At 68.4% G+C, this 26,379-nt stretch carries 31 protein-coding genes; 17 read left to right on the forward strand and 14 right to left on the reverse strand.

The window, feature by feature from the left end; all coding sequences use genetic code 11:
* The first annotated feature begins 5 nt into the window (after positions 1–5).
* A complete protein-coding gene (locus OHS16_RS29350; RefSeq protein ID WP_328540267.1) occupies positions 6–452 on the forward strand; it encodes a nitroreductase family deazaflavin-dependent oxidoreductase in 447 nt (148 codons plus the stop codon).
* A gap of 78 nt (positions 453–530) precedes the next feature.
* Here OHS16_RS29350 and OHS16_RS29355 read toward each other — a convergent pair whose 3' ends face one another.
* On the reverse strand, positions 531–2,300 hold the full coding sequence (locus OHS16_RS29355) for an MOSC and FAD-binding oxidoreductase domain-containing protein (protein WP_328540268.1): 1,770 nt from the start codon (positions 2,298–2,300) through the stop codon (positions 531–533).
* Between the two features lie 392 nt (positions 2,301–2,692).
* Between OHS16_RS29355 and OHS16_RS29360 the strand changes: the two genes are divergently transcribed.
* On the forward strand, positions 2,693–3,226 hold the full coding sequence (locus OHS16_RS29360; RefSeq protein WP_328540269.1) for a hypothetical protein: 534 nt from the start codon (positions 2,693–2,695) through the stop codon (positions 3,224–3,226).
* 458 nt (positions 3,227–3,684) lie between these two features.
* Complete coding sequence (locus OHS16_RS29365) at positions 3,685–5,469, forward strand: RICIN domain-containing protein (protein ID WP_328540270.1); 1,785 nt, start codon at positions 3,685–3,687, stop codon at positions 5,467–5,469.
* 256 nt (positions 5,470–5,725) lie between these two features.
* On the opposite strand, the gene OHS16_RS29370 is transcribed toward OHS16_RS29365, so the two are convergent.
* From OHS16_RS29370 to OHS16_RS29385, 4 genes are all read right to left on the reverse strand, one after another.
* A complete protein-coding gene (locus OHS16_RS29370; RefSeq protein ID WP_328540271.1) occupies positions 5,726–6,322 on the reverse strand; it encodes a GNAT family N-acetyltransferase in 597 nt (198 codons plus the stop codon).
* 47 nt (positions 6,323–6,369) lie between these two features.
* The gene (locus OHS16_RS29375; protein WP_328540272.1) at positions 6,370–6,690 is read right to left on the reverse strand and encodes an ArsR/SmtB family transcription factor; all 321 of its coding nucleotides are present in this window, start codon (positions 6,688–6,690) and stop codon (positions 6,370–6,372) included.
* 270 nt (positions 6,691–6,960) lie between these two features.
* Complete coding sequence (locus tag OHS16_RS29380; protein ID WP_328540273.1) at positions 6,961–7,446, reverse strand: potassium channel family protein; 486 nt, start codon at positions 7,444–7,446, stop codon at positions 6,961–6,963.
* 396 nt (positions 7,447–7,842) lie between these two features.
* Complete coding sequence (locus OHS16_RS29385) at positions 7,843–9,354, reverse strand: metallophosphoesterase family protein (RefSeq protein WP_328540274.1); 1,512 nt, start codon at positions 9,352–9,354, stop codon at positions 7,843–7,845.
* Between the two features lie 245 nt (positions 9,355–9,599).
* Here OHS16_RS29385 and OHS16_RS29390 point away from each other — a divergent pair, with 245 nt between their 5' ends.
* The 9 genes from OHS16_RS29390 (at position 9,600) to OHS16_RS29430 (ending at position 13,868) form a co-directional block, all read left to right on the forward strand.
* Complete coding sequence (locus OHS16_RS29390) at positions 9,600–9,989, forward strand: VOC family protein (protein ID WP_328540275.1); 390 nt, start codon at positions 9,600–9,602, stop codon at positions 9,987–9,989.
* Positions 9,990–10,161: 172 nt separating this feature from the next.
* Positions 10,162–10,485: a gas vesicle protein GvpO gene (locus OHS16_RS29395; protein WP_328540276.1), complete on the forward strand. Its 324-nt coding sequence runs from the start codon at positions 10,162–10,164 to the stop codon at positions 10,483–10,485.
* 41 nt (positions 10,486–10,526) lie between these two features.
* The gene (gvpJ, locus tag OHS16_RS29400) at positions 10,527–10,979 is read left to right on the forward strand and encodes a gas vesicle protein GvpJ (RefSeq protein ID WP_328540277.1); all 453 of its coding nucleotides are present in this window, start codon (positions 10,527–10,529) and stop codon (positions 10,977–10,979) included.
* 3 nt (positions 10,980–10,982) lie between these two features.
* A complete protein-coding gene (locus tag OHS16_RS29405; protein ID WP_328540278.1) occupies positions 10,983–11,723 on the forward strand; it encodes a GvpL/GvpF family gas vesicle protein in 741 nt (246 codons plus the stop codon).
* 1 nt (position 11,724) lies between these two features.
* Positions 11,725–12,030: a gas vesicle protein GvpG gene (locus OHS16_RS29410; protein ID WP_328540279.1), complete on the forward strand. Its 306-nt coding sequence runs from the start codon at positions 11,725–11,727 to the stop codon at positions 12,028–12,030.
* The gene (gene gvpJ, locus OHS16_RS29415; RefSeq protein ID WP_328540280.1) at positions 12,027–12,383 is read left to right on the forward strand and encodes a gas vesicle protein; all 357 of its coding nucleotides are present in this window, start codon (positions 12,027–12,029) and stop codon (positions 12,381–12,383) included. Before OHS16_RS29410 ends, gvpJ (OHS16_RS29415) begins: the two co-directional genes overlap by 4 nt.
* A complete protein-coding gene (locus OHS16_RS29420) occupies positions 12,380–13,360 on the forward strand; it encodes a GvpL/GvpF family gas vesicle protein (protein WP_328540281.1) in 981 nt (326 codons plus the stop codon). Before gvpJ (OHS16_RS29415) ends, OHS16_RS29420 begins: the two co-directional genes overlap by 4 nt.
* On the forward strand, positions 13,357–13,584 hold the full coding sequence (locus OHS16_RS29425) for a gas vesicle protein (protein ID WP_328540282.1): 228 nt from the start codon (positions 13,357–13,359) through the stop codon (positions 13,582–13,584). The genes OHS16_RS29420 and OHS16_RS29425 overlap by 4 nt, the downstream gene beginning before the upstream one ends.
* Positions 13,581–13,868 (forward strand): gas vesicle protein K, encoded by a 288-nt coding sequence (locus OHS16_RS29430; RefSeq protein ID WP_328540283.1) that lies wholly within the window; start codon positions 13,581–13,583, stop codon positions 13,866–13,868. Before OHS16_RS29425 ends, OHS16_RS29430 begins: the two co-directional genes overlap by 4 nt.
* A gap of 62 nt (positions 13,869–13,930) precedes the next feature.
* Here OHS16_RS29430 and OHS16_RS29435 read toward each other — a convergent pair whose 3' ends face one another.
* Both OHS16_RS29435 and OHS16_RS29440 read right to left on the reverse strand, forming a co-directional pair.
* The gene (locus tag OHS16_RS29435) at positions 13,931–16,051 is read right to left on the reverse strand and encodes a SpoIIE family protein phosphatase (protein WP_328540284.1); all 2,121 of its coding nucleotides are present in this window, start codon (positions 16,049–16,051) and stop codon (positions 13,931–13,933) included.
* 3 nt (positions 16,052–16,054) lie between these two features.
* Positions 16,055–16,207 (reverse strand): hypothetical protein, encoded by a 153-nt coding sequence (locus OHS16_RS29440; RefSeq protein ID WP_328540285.1) that lies wholly within the window; start codon positions 16,205–16,207, stop codon positions 16,055–16,057.
* A gap of 295 nt (positions 16,208–16,502) precedes the next feature.
* Between OHS16_RS29440 and OHS16_RS29445 the strand changes: the two genes are divergently transcribed.
* The gene (locus tag OHS16_RS29445; RefSeq protein WP_328540286.1) at positions 16,503–17,939 is read left to right on the forward strand and encodes a glycoside hydrolase family 43 protein; all 1,437 of its coding nucleotides are present in this window, start codon (positions 16,503–16,505) and stop codon (positions 17,937–17,939) included.
* A 91-nt stretch (positions 17,940–18,030) separates the two neighbouring features.
* On the opposite strand, the gene OHS16_RS29450 is transcribed toward OHS16_RS29445, so the two are convergent.
* On the reverse strand, positions 18,031–18,276 hold the full coding sequence (locus tag OHS16_RS29450; protein ID WP_328540287.1) for a phospholipase D-like domain-containing protein: 246 nt from the start codon (positions 18,274–18,276) through the stop codon (positions 18,031–18,033).
* A 311-nt stretch (positions 18,277–18,587) separates the two neighbouring features.
* On the opposite strand from OHS16_RS29450, the gene OHS16_RS29455 reads away from it, so the two are divergent.
* Positions 18,588–18,887 carry a DUF6355 family natural product biosynthesis protein gene (locus OHS16_RS29455; protein WP_328540288.1) on the forward strand — a complete coding sequence of 100 codons (300 nt, stop codon included), beginning with the start codon at positions 18,588–18,590 and terminating at the stop codon, positions 18,885–18,887.
* A 134-nt stretch (positions 18,888–19,021) separates the two neighbouring features.
* Here the strand turns inward: OHS16_RS29455 and OHS16_RS29460 are convergent, their stop codons facing one another.
* Positions 19,022–19,885 (reverse strand): oxidoreductase, encoded by an 864-nt coding sequence (locus OHS16_RS29460; protein WP_328540289.1) that lies wholly within the window; start codon positions 19,883–19,885, stop codon positions 19,022–19,024.
* Between the two features lie 328 nt (positions 19,886–20,213).
* On the opposite strand from OHS16_RS29460, the gene OHS16_RS29465 reads away from it, so the two are divergent.
* Positions 20,214–20,756: an HAD domain-containing protein gene (locus tag OHS16_RS29465; RefSeq protein ID WP_328540290.1), complete on the forward strand. Its 543-nt coding sequence runs from the start codon at positions 20,214–20,216 to the stop codon at positions 20,754–20,756.
* Between the two features lie 96 nt (positions 20,757–20,852).
* Positions 20,853–21,647 (forward strand): hypothetical protein, encoded by a 795-nt coding sequence (locus tag OHS16_RS29470; RefSeq protein ID WP_328540291.1) that lies wholly within the window; start codon positions 20,853–20,855, stop codon positions 21,645–21,647.
* Between the two features lie 179 nt (positions 21,648–21,826).
* On the opposite strand, the gene OHS16_RS29475 is transcribed toward OHS16_RS29470, so the two are convergent.
* From OHS16_RS29475 to OHS16_RS29485, 3 genes are all read right to left on the reverse strand, one after another.
* Positions 21,827–22,150 (reverse strand): nuclear transport factor 2 family protein, encoded by a 324-nt coding sequence (locus OHS16_RS29475; RefSeq protein ID WP_328540292.1) that lies wholly within the window; start codon positions 22,148–22,150, stop codon positions 21,827–21,829.
* Between the two features lie 3 nt (positions 22,151–22,153).
* Positions 22,154–22,279, reverse strand: a complete 126-nt coding sequence (locus OHS16_RS29480; RefSeq protein WP_328540293.1) for a hypothetical protein — start codon at positions 22,277–22,279, stop codon at positions 22,154–22,156.
* Positions 22,280–22,522: 243 nt separating this feature from the next.
* Entirely contained in the window at positions 22,523–24,388 is a 1,866-nt protein-coding gene (locus tag OHS16_RS29485) for a glycoside hydrolase family 15 protein (RefSeq protein WP_328540294.1), read from the reverse strand.
* A 247-nt stretch (positions 24,389–24,635) separates the two neighbouring features.
* Here OHS16_RS29485 and OHS16_RS29490 point away from each other — a divergent pair, with 247 nt between their 5' ends.
* Positions 24,636–24,815, forward strand: a complete 180-nt coding sequence (locus OHS16_RS29490; RefSeq protein ID WP_328540295.1) for a DUF6480 family protein — start codon at positions 24,636–24,638, stop codon at positions 24,813–24,815.
* A gap of 82 nt (positions 24,816–24,897) precedes the next feature.
* Here the strand turns inward: OHS16_RS29490 and OHS16_RS29495 are convergent, their stop codons facing one another.
* Both OHS16_RS29495 and OHS16_RS29500 read right to left on the reverse strand, forming a co-directional pair.
* A complete protein-coding gene (locus OHS16_RS29495; RefSeq protein ID WP_328540296.1) occupies positions 24,898–25,347 on the reverse strand; it encodes a hypothetical protein in 450 nt (149 codons plus the stop codon).
* Positions 25,348–25,370: 23 nt separating this feature from the next.
* Positions 25,371–26,162, reverse strand: coding sequence for a cupredoxin domain-containing protein (locus OHS16_RS29500; protein WP_328540297.1), 792 nt, complete (start codon positions 26,160–26,162; stop codon positions 25,371–25,373).
* Between the last annotated feature and the right edge of the window lie 217 nt (positions 26,163–26,379).

Here is a 26,379-nt window from a genome sequence, read left to right on the forward strand (position 1 = left end):
GCAGCATGCCTCTTGAGGGCGAGTACGAGCCGAGCCCGGAGCAGTGGGTGCGCGATCAGGTCGAGCTCTACGAGGGTTCGGGGGGCGTCGAGGGGACGACTATGCGGGGGATGCCCGTCATCGTTCTGACCACCAGGGGTGCCAGGAGCGGGAAGATCCGCAAGAGTCCCCTGATGCGTGTGGAGCACGAGGGTGCCTACGCGGTCGTCGCTTCCATGGGTGGGGCTCCCAAGCACCCTGTCTGGTATCACAATGTCGTCGCCGATCCACGGGTGGAGCTCCAGGACGGCCCCGTACGCCAGGACATGACGGCCCGTGAGGTGACCGGGGACGAGAAGGCGGCGTGGTGGGACCGCGCTGTCTCGGCGTATCCCGACTACGCCGACTACCAGGAGAAGACGGACCGTGAGATCCCGGTGTTCGTTCTGGAGGCAGCGCCGCGGGACCACTGACGAGCACCGTCCGCCGCCGGACGGCGGCGAGCCGCGGCCGTCCGGGCCGGGGCCGTTCACCCGTCGGCCACGCTGGGTTCACAGGTCGAGAACGGTGTCCTCACCGGGGCGGGAACAGCAGATCAACGCGTTTCCGGCCGACGGTGGTTCGACGGGGTCGGGGTCGTAGTCGACCGCGCCCGCCAGTAGACCCGACTCGCAGGTGTGACAGACACCGGTGCGGCAGGACCAGCGGACCGGTACGTCGCACGCCTCACCGAGCTCCAGAAGAGTGCCGTACTCAGGCTTCCAGGGAACCGTGAGTCCGCTGCGCGCGAAGGTCACCGCCGGTCCCGTTCCGGCTGGCCCGGCGGGCTGGTGAGGAGGCGCGGCCTTGGCGGGGGCGATGCCGGGTGTGACTGCCGGGCCGGCCCCGAAGATCTCGGTATGGACGTTCTGAGGCTCGAGGCCCTGCGCGGTCAGCGCCTCGGTGAGATCACTCATGAAAGCGGCAGGGCCGCACAGATAGGCGAGTGCGTCGGCGGGCAGATCGAGACGCGCGGTCAGTGCGGCGGACAGATGCCCGGTGTCGGTGTAGTCGGTGCCCCGGCGGTCCTCGGGGCGGGGGCGGCTGTAGCAGATGCGGGCGTGCCCGCGCGGCAGACCGGCGATCAGATGCCGCACCTCCTTCGCGAACGCGTGGTCGGCGCCGTCACGCGCACCGTGCAGCCACCACACCTGCCGGTCGGCCCCGGACGCGGCGACGGCCTGCAGCATGGCCAGCACCGGTGTCGCGCCCACTCCGGCCGACGCCAGGATCACGGGACCTGTGCCGGGTGCCAGGACGAAGGAGCCGCGCGGCGCTGCCGTATGCACACGGTCGCCGACCCGCACCCGGGTATGGAACCGGGTGCTGGCAGCGCCGTGGGGTTCCTGCTTGACGCTGATGCGGTACTGGTCACCGCCTGGCCGGCCGGACAACGAGTAACTGCGCACCAGTGAAGGGCCGTCACTGTCGGCGTCCAAACGCACCGTGAGGTACTGGCCGGGCGCTGCGGCGGGCAGCGCGGCGCCGTCCGGATCGGCGAGCCACAAGGACATGACGCTCCGGCTCTCCTGGCTGATCCTGGCCACGGTCAGCGGCCTGAATCCCTTCCATGCCAGTGCTCGGCCGGCTCCCTCGGGACTGAGGCCGGCGTTGCCCGAGTCTGCACCGGTGCTCTGTTCCACCTGTTCCAGGATGGCCCGGAAGGAGCCCTGCCAGCCCGGGCTGAGGGCGTCGACCCGCAGCGCCCGGCGGATCCGTCCCAGTGGATGTTCGGGGAGATACAGCAGCCCGTCGACCTCGGCGACCGTCATCCCTTCGGGCCCCGAAGCGATCTTGACGATGTCCTGGCCTGCCTCGACCTCGCCCTCGGCGATGACTCTGAAGTAGAAACCCGGTCGCCTGTGGGACACCAGCAGGGAGGGCATCCTCGGTTCCTCCAGACGCATGCCCACCCGGTAGCAGGTCACCCTGGGCTGGGTGACCTCGAAGACGGCGTCCCCGGCCCGGTAGCGGTCCCCGATGCAGACCTCGTCGTCCGCCAGGCCCTCCACCGTGAAGTTCTCGCCGAACACACCATACGGAAAGGTGTCCCGCCCGAGTTCCCGCTGCCAGTAGCGATAGGAGTCGAGTTGGTACACCATGACCGCGCGCATCTCGCCGCCGTGGCCCGCCAGGTCGCCCTGGCCGTCCCCGTCGATGTTCAGCCGGCGCACCATGCGGGGGCCGGTGACGGGGGATTTCCAGATGCCTGTGCGCACAGTCCTGCCGTGCCAGGGCACATCCCTGGGGAGTCCGACGTTGACGGAGACCAGCCTGGCCACGATGCCACCTCACACCTCATCGCCCCCGGTTGTCCGAGCGTAACCATGTCCGCGGTGTCCGACATCTCCGACAGGCGCTCCGGCAACCGTCCGGGCTTCCGATACCGGCAGGGACGGAGGCGGCAGACGCGCAGCCGCATGTGCGGGCCCCGCCGGGTTCGAGCCCGTGCTGCAGAGCGCAGCGGGTGCCGGGACACTGCGCCCAGCAGGCGGGAGCGACCCGGAGTGCACGGGTGCGGAGGCGCGGCCACGCGTCGTCGATCGGCGAGACTGCCGGTTGCGAGGGACGGCGCACCGGCCGGAGCCGCAGGGATGTCAGGAACCGAGCAGTGGGACGGGAGACGTATATGTGGGTGAGTGGTAACAGAGGCGGAAGGTGTGCTCTGGGCGCAGTGGCGTTGCTCCTGGGAACGCTGATGGGCTGCGGCCGGCTGGATGCCGGCGGCGCCCCCGACTCCCGCCCGGCACCGACGCCGCATCCGCACGGACGCTTCGACGCGGAGATCGCGCTGGACAACGGCGGCCGGGCGGGCATGTATTACGCCGCCGGACGCGGGCTGATGGAACAGCACCTCGATGCCGGGGCGACAAGGTGGAGCTCGCCGCATCTGGTGCACAGGACCGGCGCCGATCCGTGCCTGAGCGTGACGCTCAAGAGGTTCCGCGGCGTTGTCGCCGCCATCGCGAACTGGGGGCCCTACTGCGCCGACGGCGAGCCACCGACGGAGTCCATCGCGGCGGTCGGTTCCATGGGCCTGTCGAAGTGGGACACCGAGGTCACGAAGGACTTCGACGGCTGGGAGAAGGTCACGGCCTCCGACGGCCAGAGAGAACTGACGTTCACCAATGCCTCGACCGAGTCGGTGACGCGACTGCGATGGAACCGTGCGGTGGGCTTCTCGGATGTGGAGGAGATCCCTCGCTGAGGCGCCCGGCCCGACTTCCGTGTAATGGACAGAAGTTGACGGCGTGAATAATTAGAAGTGTAACCCCGGGTAGCTCCGCCTACCCGGAGTTCGAAAGCGGGTACGACTGCGGGAATGGTGCACTACGGATTCCGCTGAAGTCACGGTGAAGTGGCCCAGGTGTCTTGTTCCCCATGAGTCACATGTGCAAGGGTGAACGCTCTTACGCGTGGACGATGTTCGGTTCTGGAATCACCGTTCGGAGAACTCGTGCCGGTGGGCCCACAAGGCATTGTGTCGGCAACCCTCCGTGGCCTTCGGCCATGGGTCGCTTTCCCTGACATGCCAACTAGGTATGCACCAATCAGGGGCCGTCTTCCGGCGGTCAGCACTTCTCTGTGGCATTTTGTGCCTCGGAAGGAATCAGTTCTGTGCACATCCCGCACACCCCGCGCCCGCCGTCCTTTCCGCCAGGTGCCATGCCCCGGGAGTCCGACGAGAGTCTCGCCGCCCAGCTGAGAGTGCATCCCGAAGGCGACGAGGCGCACCCTGTCGCGGTACTGCTCGCCAGTCACTGGGCGCCGGTCCACGATTACGCCACGATCTGTGTCGCATCCTCGGGGAATGTCGCGTCGATCGTCGCTACGGCGGCTTTCCACCAGGTGCTCGAGCGCCTGGCGCAGGGCGAACCGGTCGAGGCGCTGCGCCCGCGGCTGCTGGTCGTCGTACGGGACATCGTCAAGGCTTGGTCGGCCCAGCCGCACATAGCTGCTCTGATACCTGAACTACGGAAGCCGACGGGCGGTCGCGGTCTGCGGCTGGCGAAGTCCATTGCCGCGGAGAATCGGAAGCTCGCTCATCGGTCCTTCCAGACATTGCCGGGTGTTTCACAGTGCTTGCTCTGGCACACCGAGGTCGAGGCCGAACCCATAACCGTACCCGCCGGTTTGCTGGGCGTGGATGAGCACACGGCATCGGACGCCCTCGAGCAGGCTCGTGAGCAATTCCGTGCGGGTTGTGTACGGGCCCACCGGGAACTTGCCCCGAGCAAGGAATGTCGCTCGTACAACCGACTGCTCGACGTGTCGATTCGACGTGGTGACGTCATGCTCCCGGATGTCCAGCAGCATCTGACGGGGTGCCCCTACTGCCGCACTGCTGCAGAGCAACTCGGCTTTTTCCAGGGCTCGCTGGGACTTCTGCTGGCCGAAACGGTGCTCGGCTGGGGTGCCCGGCGTTACCTCGACTCACGTCCGGGCCGGGCCGGCCAGGGGCTGCACGCCGCGGGTCCCGGCGGCCGGGAGCGCAGGCAAGCGGGTGCCGGGCGCCACCGCCTGCTTCCCGATATGGTCGCTCTGGGCGGGCAGTTCACACGCTCCAAACGGGCGAAGGTGTTGCTCGGCGGTCTTGGCCTTGTCGTGGCCGCGCTGCTGGTGGCCATGCTGGCCGCCGACCTCATGTCGGACGACGAGGAAGGCCCCGCGGCTTCCGCGGGGCCGGCCGGCAGCCACACCGTCACATCCCGGCCCACCTCGCGGTGGCCGTCGCCCGCCCCGTCGGCGACCGGTTCCAACGGACTTCCCGGAACCCCTTCGCGGGCAAGGCTGCGTAATGACGCCGCGGGTCTGTGTCTTGACATCCGCGGCGAGGCGGTGTCGGGGGCCGGTACGAAGATGGCGGTGTGCTCCTTCGCCACGAGCCAGCTCTGGTCGTACGAGGACGACGGCCTGCTGCGCAACCTCGCAGACAAGGCACTGTGTCTCGACTCCCACGCCGAAGAAGGACTGGTCTCGCTGCGTTCGTGTGCCGGGCCTTCCTCTGCACGTGCCAACGATGTGCGCTACGACCTGACCGTGCAGGGCGAGCTGTTGCCCCGATGGCACCCGGGGCTGGCGGTCACCCCGACATCTCCTCACGTGGGAGTGGATGTAGCCGTCAAGAACCGCGACGGCTCGGCGGATCAGAAGTGGCACCTGGACCCCCTGGAGAACGCACCCCGCTCCCGATCCGTCGCAGAACCGCCTCCGTCCCCGAAGGCCGCAGCCGATGGGACCCACATCGGCCCGCACGGTTCGGCAGGGGCGTGCGCGCCTTCCGTGTCTGCCGGGCAGCAGGGACGCGGGCACGGGGACCGCGGGCCCTCGGACGAGGCCGTCCCGGCGGGGGGTTACGACGTGCGGCGTTTCGAAGCAGTCGGGCACGACGCGTCCGGCCCTGTCGACGCGGTGGACCGGGCAGATGCCTGCCGCGCCGTCGTCGCGTAGGCCGACGTGCGGCCGGCCATGCCGGACGGTGAGGTCATCAACCGGGCGGAGGGCCGGGCTCGTGCTGCGCGGTAGTGCCACCGTGCGGCAGTCGTTTCCGGGAGTGGTGCCGTTCGCCGCTCCGCCCCAGGCAGGGTGAGGCGGCGGGGCAGCCGTCGTGGTTCGGATGGGGTCCAACGGTCTCGTGGGCAAGGTCGGCTGCACACCGTAGGCTGCCGGAGAAGGCCAGGGGGTCCTCGGTGCCCGGGGTGTGAAGTTATCGCCGGCCGGCCGTCGGGCCGTTGTCGTCGAGGTCCCCTTTGCGGAGGCGGTAGACCTGTAGCCGCAGTCCGTAGTACTTCTCGGTCTCTCCGACCCACTCCAACCCCACGCGGCGGGCCGTGGCGGCTCCCCGGTTGTTCCGGGGCCGGACGACCGCGAACAGCTCCTCGACGGCGGAGTCGGATTCGAAGGCCTGATGGGCCACGGCGTGTCCGGCCTCGGCGGCCAGACCCCGGCCCCACACGCCGGGTGCCAGCTGCCAGCCGATCTCGAGGTCTGCGTAGTCCGGCGGCAGAGGCAGCAGCGCGGCTCCGCCCACCAGTTCACCGGTTTCCCGCAGATCGATCGCCCATCGTCCCTGCGGCGGCTCCAAGGATCCGGATTCGATGATCCAGTGGCCGATGAGTGCCTGCATCGCCGCTACGTCGGGCACCGCGGCCAGGGCCGGGGCCAGCCATCGGGAGACCTCGCCGGTGCCGTAGATCGCCAGTGCCGCTTCCGCGTCGCCGGATGCCCATGGTCGCAGTGTCAGCCGAGGGGTATGTATGCACGAGCCCTCGATGACGACACGGTGAGCACGGCGGTCAACCATGCTATGACGATATCACCGGAGAGTAGGACAAGTAGTGCCGTAGCGGGTCATTCACCCCTGGTCTCCAGGGTATCGCCGAGTCCTGTGGGCCGGCCACGCATGTGATCTTCGAACGGCGCCAGCCAGCGGGAGATCTCGCGCAGTGGATCGGCATTCAGCTGATAGTGGTGCTCCCGACCAATTCTGCTGCAGGAGACCAGTCCGGCGTCCCGAAGGACCTTGAGATGCTCCGAGATGCTGGGCCGCTCCATGAGGAAGAGGGCGGCGATCGCGTTCACGGCTTGCGGGCCCTCTTTGCCCAGGACATCGAGAATCCGGCGCCGGACCGGGCTGGCCAGCGCTGAGAAGATCACGTCGGCGGCCGTCATCGCTTCGTCACCCGCTCGCGGGCCGCGGTCCGGCGTCGACGTCCTCGGCCCGGTCCTGGTCTGCCACCGTCAGGGACACCATCCGGATATTTCCTGTGTTCATGGCAGCGACTATAGGAAGGAATGTTCCTACGCAACACCGCCGAGTGGGACCGGTGCCCGGCTGCCGACCGGCCGGCGCCACCGGGGCCGGTCTCCGGGCCCCTCCGCGGTCTGCTCGTCCCTCCGCGGTCTGCTCGTACGCAGCAGCGGTCGCGCTCGGCGGTCCTGTCAGCCCTTTGACCGGCCGCCCGCCTCGGCGAGCAAGTGCTCCATACGATCGAAGCGCTCGTGCAGGACCTGGGTGGTCTCCTCGCAGACATGGTGTGCCGTGCGGTCCACGGCCTCGGCCAGATGGTGCCGGCGGGTACTCTCACGGCTCACGAACCAGGTCGCAAGCGCCGCGGTGACCATGCCGTAGGTGGTGATGCCCACACCCATCACCACACAGGCGATGATCCGGCCCCACAGGGTCCGGGGATAGAAGTCGCCGTAGCCCACCGTCGTCGCGGTCTCGGCCGACCACCACAGGGCCCGGGGGTAGGTCGTGAGATTCGCGTCCGGTGCGCCGTGCTCGGCGACCACGACCGCCCAGGAGCCGAGGAGCATGGTCACCACGAGAACCACGGTCGCCCAGCCGGCTGTGCGTGTGTGCAGCGAGCGGCCTTCCCTGGCCAGCAGGATGTCGATCGCCTTGGTCATGAATCCGGGCAGCATTTCCGGATCATGCACGGCTCGGGCCTGCCCTGCTCACGGACGCGCGTCCGCCGGAGCGCCAGTCACCCGATCGAGGCGGTGGACGCTTCGTATGCATCCCTCGACCGGGCATCCCGGGTAAGTGTGGCGGTCACTGACGGGACGGGCGAGTGGTGTCCACCTGCCGACGGCAGTCCGCCCGGAGATCGTGTCCGCACCGGCCCGCGGCCGGCAGCGAGAAGCCGGCGAAGCGGACCGACTCCTGCGCGTCTCGCACCCGCCACCGCACGTATGCAGCAACTGCTGCATACGGAAGGCGGACCCGACGACCGCCTGCGCACCGGACGGGTGAACCGGCGCCCTCGGCCACAACCCCGTTGCGAGCCTGGGATCCGCACTGTTGACGCTGCGGCGGACTCAGTGCGACCCGCGTGGGTTGAGCGGTATGACGAAGTCGTCCTCGACCGGTGGTTCGATCTCGTCCTCCTGGAAGCCGGTGGCGGCGAAGCACCGTATGCGCAGACCACCCGGTGAGACGTCCATCCGCAGAAAGCTCTTGAAGAACGGCGGGTCGTAGGTCGCGGACCCCGGCGACAGCACCTGGGTGAGCGCCTTACGGACCGGCAGGCGCAGTCGCCGGCCGCGGCGCGGCCGTGCGGCGACCCCGAGCAGAGCCGCGATCAGTCTCGCCCGCAGCGTGACGGGCTCATCGGTCTGCCGCGTTGCCGCGATGCCGAGCCGACGGGCTATCACTGCCGTCGCGAGCTCAGGCGTCAGGTCGAACAGCCGCCGCATACGGAGCCTTCGCCCGTAGAGCTTGCTGTAGAACGCCAGTGAGTCGCCGCGCAACGGGTAGCAGCGGAAGTCCTGCTCGGTGACACCGCCGACGTCGACGCGCGGAATGGTGTGAGTGGCGTGCATGAAGGCGCCGCTACCACCGGCGACGACGTATTCGATGGTCCGCCCGCCCACATCGACGGGATAGTGCTGGTAGTTGTGGATGTCGCCGCCGATGGCCGCGACATAGTTGCAGTCCGGATCACGCACGATCTCGTCGACGGTGCCGCCGCCCTCGATCGCGCACGGGTGGTGCTCACCGTCCACGTATATCGGCGAACCGGTGACCAGGATCTTGGGCTTCGGTCCGCTGGACACCCGGCGCAGCCACTGCCCCTGCTCCCGGTCGATACGACCGAGCAGCCCGGTGTCGATGCCCACGATGCGCAGTGGCCCCGAATCGATCGCCCAGTACGGCCCCGGCTGCGACGCCGCCTGTGACGGCTCGGACCGCATGAGCCGGGCCTGAGCCAGGCGCAGTTCGTCCGGCACATCGGGAGACCTCCACAGAGCCGCCCGCCACCACGCGGCCGACAGCGGCTTCGGGCGTGCTGCCGGGGGCAGCGCGGGCGCATCGCAGAAGACCCGCATGAATCCGGTGAGGCCGTCGTACCAGTCGTGGTTGCCGGGCACCGCGTAGATCGGCGCTTCGTAATCCCGGTACGGCTGGAAGAACTTCGGTCCGTACTCGTTGGCGCTGCCGACCGGGTAGAGCACATCGCTGGAGAGAAGCGCGAAGCGGCTTCCGGCACCTGCCCTGAGGAACCCGGGGACCACGGCGTACTGTGGATCGTCGCCTTCGCCGGTGTCGCCGATGAGCATGAACGAGTAGCTCTCCGGATCGTCGCGCTCGATCACGAAGTCCTCTGTGGCGCAGCCTCGTTGGGACTGCTGCCGCACCCAGCGCTCACGGTCGGCGCCGGTCGGATCGCCGAACAGCGATGCCACGGGTCCGTTGCGCGCCTTCCAGAGGGTGACCGGGTTGAGCCAGAAGACCTTTTCGACCTGACTTGGCATCAAGTTCCGGTATTCGCCGGGTTTCTGGCCGTGCCAGCCTGCGCCGGCCGCTGATTCACGCGAGGAGGGAGACATCGCGGAACTCTAGCGCGGTGCGGTCTCCGGCAGTTGGGCGGGCCGGGCGCGGGCCGGAGAGGCCAGTACGGCAAGCAGGGGGTGCTCCGCCCGGTTGTGAGTCACGACCGTCCGGACATGGTCCGAGGGGTGCCCGTCCGATGTTGCGGCCGTCCGAGGCGGCCGGCTCTGCGTGTGGCGTCCGGTTCCGGGTAGTCGTCCGTTCAGCGACCAGGTTCCGTGCGGGCGACCGAGAGTGGGAGATCATGGCGGTTCCGAAGACGACCGTGCTTGTGCTGGACTGCTCCGAGCATGCGGAACTCGCCGAGTTCTATGCCGATCTGCTCGGAGCGACAACGCGTATGAGCGCCGATCCGGATGTCATGGAGGTCGTCGGCAACGACGGCACGCGCATGGCCGTCCGCAGGGACCACGGCTACGCACCACCCAGCTGGCCGCGGCCGGACGGCGCCCTTCAGGCCCATCTGCGCATCCTGGTTTCCCCCGACGACATGGACGAGGCGGAGCGTGAGGCGATCGGTCTCGGCGCCCGGCCCCTGGACACCAAGGACAACGGGGGACGGCACGACGTCCGGCTGTACTCCGACCCCGCGGGGCACTCGTTCGCGCTGGTCGCCCACACGCCGACGTCCTGATCCCGGGTTGTGCGCAGCACCCGGGCACGACATCCCCGCAGTGCCGCGCAGACGTGAGCATCTGACGCACATCTGATCCATGTCATGGCAGGGGAGAGCCGCTGCCTCCCCTGCCACTCGTTCGGCGGCCGACAGCGCGCGCGCCCGATCTCCGGCGCCCAGACTCTGGAGCATGGCTGAGCAACGTGTGAAACGCGCCGGATCCGGCAAATCAGCCGCCGCTTCCCGCACGTCGGACCTACGAGGAGCGGAGAGGGCCGCTCTGCGGGCGAGTGAATCCCTTTCCAGGCTGATCGACCACCCGCCCGAAGGCGTGTCCGGAGTCTGCCGGTCGGACGACGAGGGCTGGCGTGTCTGCGTCGACGTCCTGGAAGTCGCCCGTATCCCCGACACGACCAGCCTGCTGGCCACCTACGAGGTGGAGCTCGACGCAGATGGTCACCTCCTTCAGTACCGCCGGGTCCGGCGGTACCGGCGCGGGGCGGCGGACATATGAGCGCAGCCCACCGAAGCCACCCGAGAGAAACGGCCCCTTCCATGACCGCTTACAGCGACGAGGTCGTGTGTGTCCCGCGCGCCGGCACTCTCTACGACGTCCTCGAACTCATCCTCGACCGGGGAATGGTCATCGATGTGTTCGTACGAGTCTCCCTTGTCGGTATCGAGATCCTCAAGATCGATGCCCGGATCGTCGTGGCGAGCGTCGACACGTATCTGCGTTTCGCCGAAGCGTGCAACCGGCTCGACCTCGACCACGACGCCACCAGCAAGACCGTGCCCGAACTCTTCGGGGGAGGCATGGGCAAGAGCGTGCGCAAGGCCGGTGCGAAGAAGGCCGTCCGGTCCGCCGGGAGCAAGGTCAAGGACAAGCTCGGGATGGGCGACGACGACGGCGAGGAGGAGGAGTCGCGGCCTCGCCGTCGCAGCGCAGCCGGCCGAAGTGGCGACGGGGGCCGCCCCCGCAGCCGTCGACGTACAGAGGAAGAGTGACAGATGGCCGCACCAGGTGTGTACGTGTACGCGTTCGTCAGAGCGGGGCACCCGCTGCCCGCGGACGTGCGTGGCGTGGGTGATACGAAGGCGCCGGTCCGGCTGCTGCCCTGTGGCGAGTTGGCCGCTGTGATCGGTCCGGTCCCGGAGACACTGCGCGCCCGGCGGCGGGACCTGATGGCACATCAGCGCCTGCTTTCGGACCTGGTGCCCGGCGGGCCGGTCCTCCCCATGCGCTTCGGCGCGATCGCTCCCGGCGAAACCGCCGTTCTCGACGGTGCGAAGGCCCGCAGCGCCGAGTATCTGGCCGCCCTGGAGAGCGTCGAAGGCCGCCTTGAGATGAACCTCAAGGTCATGCCGGCGGAGGACTCGCTCTCCGATCTGGTCCGGGAGGACCCCCGCGTACGGCAGTTGCGCGAGGAGGTGCGCAGCCGTCCGGGATACGAGGTCAATGTGCGCCTCGGCGAAGCTGTCGTGGCCGGGATGCGACGCCGGGCCGCGCACGCCGCCGAACAGATCTCGGCCGCGCTCGCCGCTGTCGCGGCCGAGTCGCAGGAGGGACCGGACGTCGAGGGCTGCGTACGCAATGTGTCCTTCCTTGTCGCGCGCGGGGACCTGTCCCGGTTCAACAGCTGCGTCGACCGGCTCTCCGCCGAATACCGGCAGAAGGCCGCTCTCCGGGTGACCGGACCGCTTCCGTGCTACAGCTTCGTGCCCACCGAGAACGTGCCGGCCGGGGTCTGAGATGGGTCTCCTCTCCGCAGTGGTCCTGCTTCCGCTGGCGCCGGTACGAGGCGTGGTCTGGGTTGCCGACCGGCTTACCGAGGCGGCAGACAGAGAACTGCACGACCCGGCCGTCATCCGTGCACAACTGGGGGCACTCAACAGGGCGTTCGACGACGGAGACATCAGCGAGGAGCAGTTCGAACGCGAGGAGGAGCGGTTGCTCGACCTGCTCGAGCGACGGGACCGACGGGTCGTCGTCGCTTCCGCTCCGCCCGACGTGAACCGTCGGTACGTCGAGGGAGAGACCACTGAGGTGGCGACATGACGCAACTGGATTCGTGGGACACGGCCCCCGCGCCCAGGGAGGCGGGCAGCACGTCCAACCTCGCCGACATCCTGGAGCGGGTCCTGGACAAGGGCATTGTGATTGCGGGCGACATCAAGATCGACCTGCTCGACATCGAACTCCTCACCATTCGGCTCCGTCTCTTCGTCGCCTCGGTCGAAACCGCCAGAAGGGCAGGTATCGACTGGTGGGAGACCGATCCGGCACTGTCGTCCCGGGCCGCTCACGACAGCCTCGCCGATGAGAACCGGCAACTGCGCGCACAACTCGAAGCGCTGGAAGCCGGCACGGGCTCGAAGACGGACAGCACGAAGGAGTCGCATCGCAGATGACAGTGACTTCGACGCATTCCGATCGGCCGGGCCGCGACCGGGGAGGCCTCCCCACCGCGCATCTCACGTATGTGTACGCCGTCTGCCGAAGCGATGGTCCGGCAGCGGCCGTGGCGGAGCACACCGGCGGGTACGACGAGGGCGGTCCGCTGCGCCTGCTGACCGCGGGAGAGCTGTACGCGGTGGTGCAGGACGTGCCGTCGGCCGCGTTCTGCGAGGAAGCACTGCGCCGCCGTCTGGCGGACCCCGGAGAACTCGAACGCTGCGTCAGGACTCACCACGAGGTGGTGAGCGCTGCCGCCACCGGTGGGCCGGTCGTGCCGCTGCCGCTCGCGACGCTCTACCACGACGACGCGAGGGCCGGCGAAGTGCTGTGGTCGAGTGCACAGCGCTTCCGGCAGTCGCTGGACCGGGTCGAGGGACGCACCGAGTGGGCCGTCAAGGTGCATGCGCTGCGGGCAGCTCGGCGCCCGGAGCCGGACGGCGGCCCCCCGCACGTCGCCCGGGAGACGGAGCGCGGACGCCGGGACTCCCGGCACGGGACGGACACACCATGCTCGTCGGAAGCACCGCATGCACCGAACGCGCCGCCCTCGCCGCAGGCGCCGCACTCGCCGGGCGCATCTGACACCGGCCGTCCGGGCAGCGGGCGCGACTATCTCAGCCGGGTGCGGGAACGACAGAGGGCCGCCGAACAGCGTCACGACGAAGCCCTGCAGGCGGCAGACCGCGTCGACCGGGCCCTGCGGCTCATTTCCGCAGCGTCCGTCCGACGGCGACCGCACAGCACCGAGATCACGGGGAAGGAGCGCCCCCAGATCATGAACGCGGCATACCTGATCGCCAAGGAGCGGGAGCACGAGCTGGTTACCGCGGTCGACTCACTGCGCCGGCGGCCCGAATTCCGGCACGTCGACATCGACCTCTCGGGACCCTGGGTGCCGTACTCGTTCACCGAAGGGGGCGATGAAGGATGACGGCGGCGGGAACCGTGGCCTGGCGCGGCCCGGACAGCGGGGCGCCCATCGGCGTTCCGCTGGTCGATCTCCTGGACCGCGTGCTGGGCACCGGCGTCGTCATCAGCGGTGACCTGGTGATCGCCATCGCCGAAGTGCCCCTGATCAGACTGTCCCTGCACGCCCTGCTCGCATCGGTCAGCGATCGCGTCCCGGCCCCGTGGGACGACGGGGGTCCGCTGTGACGGCGGCGGCCAGGGTCGACATCGACCGGGAGAATGTGGGCCGGGATCTCGCCTCGCTGGTACTGACCGTGGTGGAACTCCTGCGTCAGCTCATGGAGCGGCAGGCCATCCGCCGCTTCGACCAGGGGGACCTCACCGCGGAGCAGGAAGAGCGTGTCGGAACGACTCTGATGCTGCTCGACGAGCGTATGTCGGAGCTGTGCACGCAGCACGGCCTGCGCCGCGAGGACCTCAACCTCGACCTCGGTCCTCTCGGCACCCTGCTCTCCGACACCCATTTCTGAGGAGAGGCCGGAACATCCCGGCCTCTCCTTGTTACCCGCCGGAATGGCCCGCGGGTCAGCGCCTACTGGGCGTTGATGAGGAGCAGGGCGATGTCATCGATGCGGGGAGCGGACTGCTTCGCGTAGCGGACCAGTGTGTCCGCGAGAGTCTCCATGTCCTGACCCCTGGCCTGTGAAAGCTGTTCCATGAGATCAGCGGTCGACTCGTCGAGATCGACACCAGGTGTCTCGACGAGTCCGTCGGTGTACAGGGCGAGCAGGGTGCCGGGCGGCACCGGAATTTCCGCGGAGACGTACGCGGCACCGGGGTCGATTCCGAGCAGCAGGCCCGGTGTCAGATCCAGGACCTGGGTACGTCCGTCCGGATGACGCAGCAGCGGTGGCGGGTGGCCCGCGGTGGCCAGATGGGCGCGGCGGCGTGCCAGGTCCAGATGCGCGTAGAGGCAGCTGGTGAAGAGGCCGGGATTGAGGTCGGTGAGGAGACGGTTGGTGCGGGCCAGGACCTCTTCGGGCGGCGCGCCGGCCGTGGCGTGAACAGCCGTCCGGACCTGGCCCATGAGAGCTGCGGCATTGACGTTGTGCCCCTGGACGTCGCCGATGGTGACGGCCGCTGTGGTGTCGTCCAGACGGATGAGGTCGTAGAAGTCGCCGCCGATGGCCATATGACTGACGGCGGGGAGATAGCGGGCCGCCACTTCCAGCCCCGGGACGCCGGGCAGGGTGTGGGGCAGCAGCGCGCCCTGCAGGCTCTGCGCCAGCTGGTGTTCGGCGTCGTAGAGCCGTGCGCGGTCGACGGCCTGGGCGATCAGCCCGGCGAGTGAGACGAGGATGGTGCGCTCCGCCGGGGCGAAGGTGTGCGGCCGGTCGTAGGCCAGCAGGAGCGAGCCGATGGAGTCTCCCGAAGCGATGAGGGGCAGGAAGGCCCAGGCACCCATGTTGTCCTGGAGTACCGCCGGGGGATAGGCCTGCCTCAGTTCGGCGAAGGTGGCGAAGAAGTTCGGCACGCCGGTGTTGAGGACCTTTACGGCGGGGGTGTCCGATGACAGAGGCGCTCCGTCGAACCGGGCCATGAGCTCCGGGTCGTATCCGCGGAAGCCACGAATGCGCAGCCGTCCCTCTTCCGCCGTCATCAGGGCGAGGGCCTGGGCACCGAAGACCGGCATCAACTGGTCGGCAGCCTGGGCCACGACATCCTGCACCCCGACGGCTTCGGTCAGCGTGGCGGCGAGATGCATCAGGTGGTACAGGGTGGCCGCGCGGCTCGGCACGGTGCGGGGCGGGGGGCGCTCCGCCTTCGGCAGGCCCACCACGTGGTCCGCTGAGACCGGAGTGATGCGCACGCTGATGCCCGACGCGTCCGGGTAGAGACGGAAGGCCAGCCAGCGGTCCGGGGGACGGAGCGCGGTGAAGGACGTGGATCGGCCGCTGACCGCCGCGGCCCGGTAGCGGTCCTCGAACACGGGATCGTCCAGCCAGGGCAACGCCTCCCACGGCAGGGATCCCACCAGCTCCGAGGGTGAACCGCCGACGAGGTCCGCGCCGGTGGCAGTGATGAAGGTGATCCTGCCCTCCAGATCCAGAGAGCAACTGCCGCCGGGCAGCCGGTCGATGAACTCGGCCCCCGCCATCGCCTCGGCCGGACCGGGAACCCGGCCGCGCGGCTGGACCAGCACCCGGGGCCGGGCTCCGTCCGGTGCCAGACGTCCGTAGTCACCCGCCCGCTCGAGCCCGGAAGCGATGCGGGTGCTGCACTCACGGACCGCCTCGCGTTCTTGCGCCGAAAGCTCCGGCGAATGGAACCCGGGCCACAGCAGTACCAAACCCCCCAGAGCGGTGTCCGAAGTGGCCACAGGGCTGGCCGCCAGCACGAAGTCGTAGGGGAGTACGAGTCCCACCCGCGGATAGCGATGCGCAATCTCCTCCTGGCTGCCGACCCACACCAGGCGCCGCTCCCGGACGGCATCGGCGACCGGAATGGGGTCCGAGAGACTCACCCGTGCCCAGGGAGCTGCGATCTCCCCGGAAATCCCGGTCACCAACACGAGACGCAGCGCATCCTGGCCCGGCGGCAGCAGATACACCATTCCGACCGACGCCTCTGTTTCCCGAACGATCTTGGCCAGAACGGGATCGAGCCACTGCTGACCCAGGCCTTTGGGACTTGCGGCGCCCGGGCCCGGCACGCTTCACGCTCCCTGTGCGGCAGCGGCCCGGGTGACCCGTACGCGCCCTGCGAAGCGGCCCCCGCCCGCGACAGCACCCTCGCTCGCCACAGCGGCAGTGCTCACTGCGGCGCCATTGACGAGCGCGCCGTCGCGACCGACTCTGAAAAGCGCCATATATGGACGATACGCCCGCAGCGAGCTACGCACCGGGGGAGAGGGGCCCCCGGCCGGGCGGGCCATCCGGGCCGGTTCCGGCGTTTCGGGGTGCCCGGTACGAACAGGTCCGGGCAGCGGGTACCGCCACCGGAGGGATGCGATCAGTGGCGGCGAAGGCCGGTGGACAGCCCGCCCGGGCAGGATCCGCTGTCGGAGGTCTGGACGCGGTACTGCTCGCATGCTGTCCTTACAACGTTGTAACTCCCCGTCCGCCGACGTACTCGCTCACGTCACTGCCACCAGGAGGACTTCCATGCGCCGGTTCGTATTTCCGGGGCGATCGGCTCTGACCCTGTTACTGGCCGGGCTGCTGGCCCTCTGCGGTGTCGTGGCACTTCCCCGCCAGGCCCACGCGGTGGGTGGCACCTTCCGCAATCCGCTGGGCACCCGGGCGGATCCCTATATGACGTACTACCAGGGCAACTACTACCTGGCGGCGACCGAGGGCGATGCTGTGCGCATCGCGAAGGCCCCCACTCTGGGTGGGCTCCTCACCGCGCCCCGCACCACGGTCTGGCAGGACACCGACAGCACACGCGACCGTCAGGTGTGGGCACCGTCCTTCTATCTGATGGACGGCCACTGGTACATCTACTACACCGCCGACGACGGTGTCGACGAGCACCATCGCCTGTATGTGGTCGAGTCCGCGGGAGCTGATCCGCTCGGCCCCTACCATTTCAAGGCGAAACTGGAAGCACCCGACGCACAGGGCCTGTGGGCCATCGACCCCGTGGTCCTCCACCAGAACGGACGCCTCTACATGGTGTGGTCGGGCGCCGGGAGCGAAGGACACAACCTCATCTACCTCGCCCCGATGTCCAACCCCTGGACGATCTCCGGCAACCGGGTCTATCTGCCGTCGGCAGGGGGCTGCCCCGAGGTGCGTGAGGCGCCCTCGATACTTCAGCACAGCGGGAAGACCTTTCTTGTCTACTCCACCTGCGACACGGGCAAGCCCGACTACCAGCTCTGGATGCAGTCCATTTCCGACACCGCCGACCCCCTGCGGCCGGCCAACTGGGTCCAGCACTCGGGGGCGGTCTTCGCCCGCAGTGACGCCGCCGGTGTCTGGGGCCCGGGTTCCAACGGCTTCTTCACCAGCCCGGACGGTACCCAGGACTGGATTGTCTACCACGCGAAGAACACGTCCGCCTTCACCTACGACGGCCGCACCACCCGCGCCCAGAAAATCGGCTGGAACGACGACGGTACGCCCCATCTCGGCTCGCCGGCTGCCGCCGGTGCCACCCAGGACCTGCCATCGGGCGACCCCGGTGGCGGCCCGTTCTGGATCAATGACACCAACTCGTCCAGTGGCGCCGGCTCCGTCGCGTACACGGGTGCGTGGAACTCGGGCAGCGGTTGCGGCAGTCAGTGCTTCTGGAGCGACGACCACTGGAGCAACCAACCGGGAGCAACGGCGACCTGGACCTTCACCGGTACCCGGATCGCTCTCCTGTCCGTACGCGATACGGGCAACGGCATCGCCGCCTTCTCCGTGGACGGCGGAGCCGAACAGACCGGTGACTACTTCGGTCCGATCCGGATGGGTGAACAACTCAACTACGTGAGCCCGGTTCTGCCCTTCGGGACCCACACGTTGCGGTTGCGGGTGACCGGCGATCACAGCCCTTCGTCCAGCGGTGCGTACATCTCCGTCGACCGGGCGGAGATCTCGACACGCTGAACGCGGATGCCGAGCGGCCGTCCCGGCCGCTCGGCATCCGCACCCCGTCCCATGACGGCGACCCCGCCGTCGGCGCCCCGAGGGACAGCCGTCAGTCGTCCGTCGAGACGACGCCCTTGCAGGCGTCCGTACCATCGGCTGTACCCGGCACCGCTGCGGCCTTCACGGCATTGAAGTTGGACACATAGGCGTCGTGGTACGCGGAGTCGTCGACCTTCAGCAGCGCCTCGTCGTTCTCGCGCAGCGAAGGGCCTGAGTAGTTGTGACTTCCGGTCCACACAAGCTTGTTGGCCGTGCCGTCGTACATGCCGTCGATGAGCAGGTATTTCGAGTGCACGACGGAGTTCGTGGTCGAGGGGTCGGCGTCCTAGACCTCGAGGGGCCGCGAAGTGTGTACGAACCGCACTATGTGCAGGACGGAAAGAGTCTGAAACCGCAGTGGTCGGTGGGCGACGCGGACGAGGGCCACAGCTGCCTGTTCCACCGCTGAGACACCGAATGCGGTCGGGCCGGTCGAGTGACGCAGAAGAGTCAGCACGGCATGAGCAGCATGCCCGTCCGAGTGACTCTTCGCCGGTCAGCCGTCATATGCGGAGGCTTTTGGGGTAAAACTGGCATTCCCATTGATAACTGTTGAATCGGGGATGCATGGTGCTCACCTATGTCAAGCGATGGAGTGCGGTGGCAGTTCTCGCCGCCGCGGCGGCGATGACCACGGCGGGCCCCAGCTCGGCCGCCGCACGCGGCCATGAGCCCTGCGGGTACTACCAGACCGGAACGTATGCGTACTACAACCACTGCGGTAGGACGACGGTCCGGATCAAGCTGGACATCGTCCGGGGCAAGGACAAGGTGATCTGCGTACGGCCCGGTACCACCGGACTGGGCCCGAAGAACCATGTCCGTTTCGCTGCCTACGTCGGCGGGGCGGGCTGCAACCCCTCGTAGTCATGGCATGAAGCCCCCCGCCGCCCAGGGTCCGTGGTGCTGCTCGTCGCCGCAGCGCCCGGCTCAGGGGAGGCGGGGGGCTATCCGTCGACGTGGAGGGCGCTTGTGCCCACGTCCGGCCGGTCACCCAGTCCCTATCGCCCGATGCCGTCGAGTTCCGCGACCGCCTCCGCGGGGAGTTCCAGGGATGCTGCTGCGATGTTCTCACGCAGATGGGACAGCGAGGAGGTCCCGGGGATGAGGACGGTCGTCCTGGTCCGCTGGAGCAGCCAGGCCAGGGCGACTTGCTGTGGCGAGGCTCCGAGACGGGTGGCGACGCCGGTCAGCGTCTCGGACTGCAGGGGGGTGAAGCCGCCGAGCGGAAAGAACGCGGCGAACGCGATGTTCTCGGCCGCGCAGCGTTCGACGAGGTCGTCGTCCTGCCGGTTCGCCAGGTTGTACAGATTCTGCACGGTGACGACGGGTGCGATGGTCCGGGCCTCGGCCAGCTGTGTCAGGGAGACGCCGCTCAGGCCGAGGTGGCGGATGAGGCCGTCCTTCCGCAGCTCCGCCAGGGTGCCGAACTGCTCTGCCAAGGACTCCTGCCCGGTGCCCTCGATGGGGACGCGCAGGTTGACGACGTCGAGGGTGTCGAGTCCCAGGTGCTGGAGGTTCGCATGGACCTGTGACGTGAGCTCCGCGGGCTCCAGCGAGGGGAACCAGCCGCCGTCATCACTGCGGCGCGCACCGACCTTGGTGACGATGTGCAGGTCTGCGGGATAGGGATGCAACGCTTCCTTGATGATCTCGTTCACGACGGCTGGGCCGTAGAAGTCGCTGGTGTCGATGTGCGTGATACCCAGGCCGACGGCCTCCCGAAGCACCGCGACGGCCTGGTCGCGGTCCTTGGGCGGCCCGAAGACATTGGGTCCTGCCAGTTGCATGGCTCCGTATCCCATGCGGTGGACGGTGAGGTCGTCGGCGAGCGTGAGGCTGCCGCCGGGGAGGGTGCTGGACATGCTGACTCTTTCGTCGAGTTGCGTGGATGCTCTTGCCCAACTGCCAACTGCCAACTGCCAACTGCTGACTGCGAAGTGCGCACCGCGAAGTGCGCACCGCGACCCGGCGCGCGGCTCCGAGCGAGGGGCGTAAGTCCAACGGTGCGGTTGTAATTCGACCGTAACGCCATCCCTGAGCAACCGCAACGTTGTAGTTGGCTTCAAGTGGTCCAGCCGATGCGCCCTGACGCCCCGCTGTCTGACGCCCGCCTGGCACCACTCACCACGTGTGACCTCGCCGGTCCGAACGCCGGGAGCGCGGGCAGGGTGTGCTCGCTATCGTGCAACCGTGACCGACCCCGGGCCTCCTCTGCTTTTTCTCGATGTCGACGGGCCGCTCATCCCGTTCGGGGCGACGTGGGAGGAGCGCCCGGGTGGGTACCCGACATACCGGACGGGCGTCGAACCGGGTGACTCGAATCCTCTTCTGGTGAGGATCAATCCCGCGCACGGGCCCCGGCTGGCCGGGCTCCCGTGCCGGCTGGTGTGGGCCACGACCTGGATGGACGAGGCGAACAGCTGCGTGGCGCCACGGCTGGGCCTGCCCGAGCTGCCGGTGGTGATCTGGCCCGAGCCGACCTGTACCGATGGCCGGGCGGAGTGGCACGGTCTGCACTGGAAGACCCGCACCCTCCTCGACTGGGCGGCCGGCCGGCCTTTCGTCTGGGTCGACGACGAGATCACGGAGAGGGACCGGGACTGGGTGTCCGCTCGATACCGGGGGCAGGCCCTGCTGCACCGGGTCGACCCCCGAAGGGGTCTTGTCGACGCCGACTTCGCAGCCATCGAAGCATGGCTCCGCACGATCCGCCCGGCACCCGAGGGCAGCTGACGGAGCCCGGTCCTGCGGCTTGCCCATGCGCCGTTCCCTGACCTTCAGGCCGGCCGGGCCCGGTTCGAACGGGGGGTGCGGGGCAGGCGCTTCGGCATGGACACAGTTCAGGAAGAGACGGCGCCGGGGCGGCGGCGTCTGCCTCAGCGGCAGGCCCTGCTCATCGCGGTCCCGGTCGCCGCTCTGTCCGTCGTCGTCACCTTGGTCGTCGTGGGCCACCACGGCCGTCACGGCCCTTATGCCGGGCCCGATCCGATCCGGCACAGCCAGGTGCGAGAGGGTGGCTTCCGGGCAGGTGACACCGGCCTGGTGGTCCTTGACGGTGTGTCAGGAAAGATCCGGGTGGCGGCTGCCCGGAACACCACGGCTGTCTCTGGCACATACGACGATGACCACGGCGGCGGTATACGCGCCCGTCTCGAAGCCGCCGCAGGCCGTCACACGTTGCGCATACGGTGTTCGGCAGGCGACGGTTCCGACGCTCCGTGTGCCGGTGCGCTGCGGCTCACCGTCCCGCAGCACACCGGGCTGCGGCTGCGGCAGACGTCCGGCGAGACGGACCTGGAGGGCCTCGGCGGTCCGCTGACCGTGGACACCGCATCGGACCGTATGACCGCCACCGGACTGCGCTCATCGAATGCCGTCATCACCGTGGTCTCCGGGAGCGCCGACATCGCCTTCGCGAGAGCCCCTGACTCCGTTGCCCTGCATGCCACTTCGGCTTCCGCGGCGCTGCGTCTTCCCTCGGCGGGCAAGGACGGTGCCTACGCGGTGACGCCCACCGCCACATCGGCTGATGTACGGATCCAGGTGCCGCACCGGGCCGGTGCACCGCACAGAGTGGCGCTCGACGTGGTGTCCGGGTCGCTGGCCGTCCTTCCCGCAATGTGACCCACCCGGTCACTCCCGTGGAGGTCCGGCGTCAGCCGGTCCACTGGCCGTCCACGGGTCATGACGTCCCGACACAGCGCATCTGGCAGGCAGCGGTTCTGCGGCCTGCTGGGGAGCCGGACCGTTTGAGAACACCAGGACTGATCTTGTCGAACGACCCTGCTTTCGCGGTGGGATGGTCATGCATCCCCAGCCTGGCAGGGCGGTGAGCCGGCCAGCGGCGAGGTGTCTTCGTACCGGACCTCGTACACGCGCTCGGCGAACTTCCAGCCGTCGTCCGTGCGCTGGTAGCGGTCATGGTAGATGGCGTAGTTCAGGCCTCCGCGGCCGTCGCGGGCACGCCCGACCTCTGACATGTACGCGCGGCCTGACGCGGTGTCACCGTCGAGCCGGATCAGGCCCGGGTGCGTGTTCTGCACAAGGAAGTCCACGACGTCCGGCACCCGCCTGCCCCAGGCGCGGATCGGCTCCCGCCCCTCGAGCTCGACGGGGATGTCGGGCATACGCTATACGCCGTCCGGTGTGAACAGCGAAGCGATACGGTCGTAGTCGCGCATCATCACCGCGTCGGTGAACTCACCGCGCAGGGCTTCGATCTCGACACGATCCGCGATGGCCCGAAAGTCGCTCATCCCGTTCCTCCTCATCGCCTTGAACCCGATTCACGAACCACACCGGTCGCCCTGAGACGGGCGCTCGGAGGCCGGCGGTACAGCAGACCCCGGCCGAGCGTCCCGGCTCACCGGATGGTGTGTTCTCTCCGCAGTACGACGACACGACCCTCCGGAATGTGACACGGCCCCTCTGGAGCGCACCGCGATTGGGGATCCGTCGGCACGAAGGGGCTCCGGGAACCTGCCTCCCGGTCGGAGTCGTCAGCCCATCGCGTGGTCCAGGTTGGTTGCGGCGCTGATGAGCGCGAGATGAGTGAACGCCTGGGGGAAGTTTCCGAGATGCTCGCCGGTCATGCCGATCTGTTCGGCGTACAGGCCGAGGTGGTTGGCGTAGGTGAACGTCTTCTCCAGAGCGAGCCTCGCCCGTTCGATCTGGCCGGTTCGCGTCAGGGCTTCGACCCACCAGAAGGAACAGATGGAGAACGTGCCCTCCTCCCCGGTGAGGCCGTCGGGCGCCATCTTGGGGTCGTAACGGTAGACCAGACTGTCCATCACCAGCTGACCGGCGATGGCGTCCATGGTGGAGCGGAAGCGCGGATCATCGGGGGAGCAGAACTTGACCATCGGCATGAGCAGCAGCGAGGCGTCCACGACGGCCCGCGGGCTCCTGCCGTTACCGAGCTGCTGGACGAAGGTCTTGGCCTCGTCGTTCCAGCCGCGTTCGATGATCTGCCGGTAGATCTCGTTGCGGACGGACTCCCACCGCACCAGATCCCCCGGAAGCCCTCGCTGCCGGGCCATTCTGATCATGCGCTCGACCGCGACCCAGCACATCAGCCGTGAGTAGGTGTGGTGCTGCTTGCCGGCCCGGGTCTCCCAGATGCTCTCGTCGGCGGTGTCCCAGTGCTCCAGCAGCCAGTCCACGATGGTGCACAGGTCCATCCAGCTGTCGTGCGAGATCCCGACGCTGTACTTGTTGAACAGATAGATGGAGTCGATGAGTTCGCCGTAGATGTCCATCTGCAACTGGTTCGCCGCATCGTTCCCCACCCGGACCGGGCGTGAGCCGCGATAGCCCTCGAAGTGGTCGAGGGTCTGCTCGGGCAGATACGCATCTCCGTCGATGGAGTACAAGACGTGGAGCGGTCCGTGGCTCCCGTCCGCCGCGTTGTGCAGACACGCGGCCAGCCATTGGATGAAGGCCTTCGCCTCCCCTGTGAAGCCCAGCCGCAGCAGCGCGTACAAGGAGAACGCGGCATCGCGGATCCACACGTACCGGTAGTCCCAGTTGCGTTCGCCTCCCAGCTGCTCCGGCAGCCCCAGTGTGGGGGCGGCCACGATGGCGCCGGTGGGCTCGTGGGTGAGCAGCTTGAGCGTCAGGGCGGAACGGTGCACCATCTCCCGCCACCGCCCGGTGTACGTGGACTGCTTCAGCCAGGCGCGCCAGAACGTGATGGTGGACCGGAACAGCGCCTCCACACTCTCCGTGTCCACCGGTTCCCGGTCGTCGGCTGCGGCGCTGCCCGGTTCTTCGGTACGCAGCAGGAAGAGTTCCGTCTGTCCTTCGTCCACGGTGAAACGGCCGCGGGCGTCGTCACCGTCGACGCGCAGTTCGACCGAGCTGTCGACGGTGACGCTCAGTGTCGCGCCGTCGAAGCGCACCCCTCGCCCGGAGACGGTGGTCCGGTGGGCGTCGCGGCCGTAGTCGAGACGCGGAGCGATCTCGACATCGATGCGCATACGGCCGCGGATTCCTACGACCCGCCGCACCAGACACTGCTGGTGCTGCTCATGGTGTTCCTCGACCAGCGGCATGAAGTCCTGGATCTCCACGATCCCGTCCTCGGTGAGCATCCGGGTGATCAGGATGTTGGTGTCGGGGAAGTAGAACTGCTGCCGGGCCGCGGCCCGGCAGTCCGGACTGATCCGCCAGTGCCCGCCACGACGGGAGTCGAGGAGCGAGCCGAAAACGCTGGGGGAGTCGAACCGCGGAGCGCAGAACCAGTCGATTCTGCCGTCCGTGCCGATCAGCGCCGCAGTACGGAGATCGCCTATCAGCCCGTGTTCGGCGATCGGCAGATAGTCGGTAGCGGTGTCCCGTGAGTCTTCCGGCGCCTGGTAGGCCATGGCATGTCCTGTCTCCCGTCCTGGGCGCCGTGCACCGGAGCTCCAGCGGGTGTCGTTCGCCGGCTCTGACACGCTCCATCGTCACTTTTCTGCCCGGGAAGCGCTCGTCGGCGGCTGCGCCGAGGGGTGTTCCGATGGTGAACCGACGGACGTGGACCCCGCCGCCGGTACGGTCGCGGCGACAGCCGGGAACGGCGCCTCCGGGGGACAACGTGCGGACCTTCGCGCCGGGTCTCATCATGAAGAGATGGACAAGGTCAGGACACCACCCGGAGAGACACCTCCCGCGGAGGGGTGCATAGCGGAAGCGCACGAAGAGCGTCCGGACGGCGGTATGTGGGAGCACCCCCGCTTCTGGGCAGCCCTCATTCTGTGCGGTGCGCTTCTTTTCGCCGCGTTCTTCGTCGCGCGCATCTTCTCTGCCTGAGAACGCATCTCCGTGCCGGAATCAAGCGGCGCGCGGGTCCGAATGCTCTGCGCGGCGCCTCACTGCCTGGCGCACCGCTTACTCACCGAAGCTGCGGCCGACCGCGCCTGCGCGAGGTGGCCATCAGATAGGTGGCCATGATGATGGTGACTCCCTGGGCGACGACGGTGATCGTTTTGTCGTTGAACCAGACGGGCTCGTACATGTTGGGCACCGGCCCCAGCTTTCCCACATCGACGTAGCGGTAGACCAGAAGAAGTGCGAGTCCTCCGGCGGCGACGAGCCAGGCGAAGGCATCAGCGGGCAGGCGCCGCCAGATCAGGACCAGGAGTGCCGCGAGACAGGCGAAGGCGGCTTCGATGCGGAACAGCGTGCCCTGGCTGATGCTCGCCGCGACGGCGTCGTACTGATCCGCGAGTCGGGCGTGCACCCAGGCGTCGACACCCAGCCCCGCGGCGGCCAGGATCCGGGCGATGGCTCCCGGCAGGCCGCCGACGGGCCCGGGTGAGAGTACAGAACGTGCTGGCCGCATGAGTTCTCCCTGACCGCACCGGCTCAACCGACGGTGAGTGTGCCCTTCATGTACGGGTGGATGGTGCAGTTGTACGGATGAGACCCTGCCTTGGACGGCGCCTTGAAGCTGACGGTCTTGCCGGCCGCGACGTTGCCCGTGTCGAACGACTTGTCCTTGGCCGTCACGGTGTGGGTGACGGAGTCCTGATTGACCACGGTCACCGTGGTGCCGGGCTTCACGGTGAGCGATGAGGGTGCGTACTTGAAATTCTTGATCACGATCCGCGCCCGGCTGTTGCTCGGGACCTCCTTCGTGATCTTGTTTCCGGCCGGGTCGAGGACGAACCACTGGCCGTGGAAGGCCTTCACGGCCTGCCCTCCGGTGTCACCCGCCTTCTTGTCCTTGCTGAAGTAGTAGAGGGGGTGATGGTGATAGGTGGCCTGCTTGCTGCCGTCGCTGCGCGTGGTGGTCCCCAGCAGTGAGCTCTTGGCCCCTTTGCCTGCGGTCGGTCTGGCCTCGACCTTCGCCGGTGGCCAGGCCTTTGCGCAGGTGCCGGTGCAGGTCGGCTTGGCGGACCTGTCACCGCTGAAGAGGTAGAGGGTCCTGCCCTTGCCATCAACGATGATCTTCCCAAGGCCGTCGGCGCCGACTGTCATGATCTTCGATGGCATCGTGGCGGAGCTTGCTGCCGCCAGGGGTTCCGCGGAGGCAGCCGATGAGGCGACAGGTGCTTGCGCATGGGTCCCGGATGTCGCCTGCGAGCAGCCCCCGGCCGCCGCCGCGGTCACCGCGAGACCCACCGCAGCAGCAGTCCGCGCGCATCTCGTCTTCATTGCTGACTCCTCCGGAACCTCACCTGGCGAGCGGGAGCGCAGCCCGTCGGAGGGGCTGCCTCTCCTCACTTGACGCGAGCAGCCGGATCCGGACCACCGGAGCGGGCCATCCGGCTGACCGCCACCCGGGGAGGAACACCCGAAAGGGGCGCCTGTCCGGTGTCCGTCCGATTGCCACCCGCAGGCTCGACCGGCATCCGGATCGCGACCGGGCCGT

The organism is Streptomyces sp. NBC_00344, assembly GCF_036088315.1.
Taxonomy (GTDB): Bacteria; Actinomycetota; Actinomycetes; order Streptomycetales; family Streptomycetaceae; genus Streptomyces.

What these genes read in the sequence shown, in the direction of transcription:
- OHS16_RS29385 (WP_328540274.1), bottom strand. Translation starts at nt 9,354, where the DNA reads ATGTCTCCCTCCTCGCGTGAATCAGCGGCCGGCGCAGGCTGGCACGGC.
- OHS16_RS29500 (WP_328540297.1), bottom strand. Translation starts at nt 26,162, where the DNA reads ATGAAGACGAGATGCGCGCGGACTGCTGCTGCGGTGGGTCTCGCGGTG.
- OHS16_RS29470 (WP_328540291.1), top strand. Translation starts at nt 20,853, where the DNA reads ATGGACACAGTTCAGGAAGAGACGGCGCCGGGGCGGCGGCGTCTGCCT.
- OHS16_RS29390 (WP_328540275.1), top strand. Translation starts at nt 9,600, where the DNA reads ATGGCGGTTCCGAAGACGACCGTGCTTGTGCTGGACTGCTCCGAGCAT.
- OHS16_RS29490 (WP_328540295.1), top strand. Translation starts at nt 24,636, where the DNA reads ATGGACAAGGTCAGGACACCACCCGGAGAGACACCTCCCGCGGAGGGG.
- OHS16_RS29455 (WP_328540288.1), top strand. Translation starts at nt 18,588, where the DNA reads ATGGTGCTCACCTATGTCAAGCGATGGAGTGCGGTGGCAGTTCTCGCC.
- gvpJ (WP_328540277.1), top strand. Translation starts at nt 10,527, where the DNA reads ATGACCGCTTACAGCGACGAGGTCGTGTGTGTCCCGCGCGCCGGCACT.
- OHS16_RS29480 (WP_328540293.1), bottom strand. Translation starts at nt 22,279, where the DNA reads ATGAGCGACTTTCGGGCCATCGCGGATCGTGTCGAGATCGAAGCCCTG.
- gvpJ (WP_328540280.1), top strand. Translation starts at nt 12,027, where the DNA reads ATGACGCAACTGGATTCGTGGGACACGGCCCCCGCGCCCAGGGAGGCG.
- OHS16_RS29410 (WP_328540279.1), top strand. Translation starts at nt 11,725, where the DNA reads ATGGGTCTCCTCTCCGCAGTGGTCCTGCTTCCGCTGGCGCCGGTACGA.
- OHS16_RS29375 (WP_328540272.1), bottom strand. Translation starts at nt 6,690, where the DNA reads ATGACGGCCGCCGACGTGATCTTCTCAGCGCTGGCCAGCCCGGTCCGG.
- OHS16_RS29405 (WP_328540278.1), top strand. Translation starts at nt 10,983, where the DNA reads ATGGCCGCACCAGGTGTGTACGTGTACGCGTTCGTCAGAGCGGGGCAC.
- OHS16_RS29495 (WP_328540296.1), bottom strand. Translation starts at nt 25,347, where the DNA reads ATGCGGCCAGCACGTTCTGTACTCTCACCCGGGCCCGTCGGCGGCCTG.
- OHS16_RS29445 (WP_328540286.1), top strand. Translation starts at nt 16,503, where the DNA reads ATGCGCCGGTTCGTATTTCCGGGGCGATCGGCTCTGACCCTGTTACTG.
- OHS16_RS29440 (WP_328540285.1), bottom strand. Translation starts at nt 16,207, where the DNA reads ATGGCGCTTTTCAGAGTCGGTCGCGACGGCGCGCTCGTCAATGGCGCC.
- OHS16_RS29395 (WP_328540276.1), top strand. Translation starts at nt 10,162, where the DNA reads ATGGCTGAGCAACGTGTGAAACGCGCCGGATCCGGCAAATCAGCCGCC.
- OHS16_RS29460 (WP_328540289.1), bottom strand. Translation starts at nt 19,885, where the DNA reads ATGTCCAGCACCCTCCCCGGCGGCAGCCTCACGCTCGCCGACGACCTC.
- OHS16_RS29420 (WP_328540281.1), top strand. Translation starts at nt 12,380, where the DNA reads ATGACAGTGACTTCGACGCATTCCGATCGGCCGGGCCGCGACCGGGGA.
- OHS16_RS29425 (WP_328540282.1), top strand. Translation starts at nt 13,357, where the DNA reads ATGACGGCGGCGGGAACCGTGGCCTGGCGCGGCCCGGACAGCGGGGCG.
- OHS16_RS29365 (WP_328540270.1), top strand. Translation starts at nt 3,685, where the DNA reads ATGCCCCGGGAGTCCGACGAGAGTCTCGCCGCCCAGCTGAGAGTGCAT.
- OHS16_RS29380 (WP_328540273.1), bottom strand. Translation starts at nt 7,446, where the DNA reads ATGCTGCCCGGATTCATGACCAAGGCGATCGACATCCTGCTGGCCAGG.
- OHS16_RS29485 (WP_328540294.1), bottom strand. Translation starts at nt 24,388, where the DNA reads ATGGCCTACCAGGCGCCGGAAGACTCACGGGACACCGCTACCGACTAT.
- OHS16_RS29370 (WP_328540271.1), bottom strand. Translation starts at nt 6,322, where the DNA reads ATGGTTGACCGCCGTGCTCACCGTGTCGTCATCGAGGGCTCGTGCATA.
- OHS16_RS29475 (WP_328540292.1), bottom strand. Translation starts at nt 22,150, where the DNA reads ATGCCCGACATCCCCGTCGAGCTCGAGGGGCGGGAGCCGATCCGCGCC.
- OHS16_RS29350 (WP_328540267.1), top strand. Translation starts at nt 6, where the DNA reads ATGCCTCTTGAGGGCGAGTACGAGCCGAGCCCGGAGCAGTGGGTGCGC.